The sequence below is a fragment of the Aeromicrobium phragmitis genome, assembly GCF_003674095.1.
Taxonomy (GTDB): Bacteria; Actinomycetota; Actinomycetes; order Propionibacteriales; family Nocardioidaceae; genus Aeromicrobium; species Aeromicrobium phragmitis.
The window spans coordinates 1-353 of sequence record NZ_RDBF01000196.1 but is presented as its reverse complement, the minus strand read 5'-3'; the positions used below and the strand labels follow the sequence as shown (position 1 = coordinate 353).

General features: G+C 75.4%; 1 pseudogene. It reads left to right on the top strand.

Annotated features, from left to right (window positions below):
- Positions 1–353: pseudogene (locus tag D9V41_RS18070) on the top strand (NADH-quinone oxidoreductase subunit G); the annotation flags it as partial.

Here is a 353-nt window from a genome sequence, read left to right as displayed (position 1 = left end):
GCCGGAGGACGAGGCCGGCACGATCTTCCTGCGGCTGCGCAAGGCGATCAAGCGCGGCGTGAAGGTCGTCGCGATCGCCAGCCACCGCACGCGCGGAGCCGCCAAGCTGAACGCTGAGCTCCTGCAGGTCGTCCCCGGGGGTGAGGCGCAGGCGCTCGCCGGGTTGCAGCTCGGCGAGCAGGACATCGTTCTCGCCGGTGAGCGGCTCGGGCAGGTGCCGGGCGGGCTCACCGCGCTGACCGGACTCGCTGAACGCACCGGCGCGCGGATCGCCTGGGTGCCGCGCCGCGCCGGTGACCGCGGTGCCGTCGAGGCCGGCTGCCTGCCGACGCTGCTGCCGTTCGGTCGGCCCG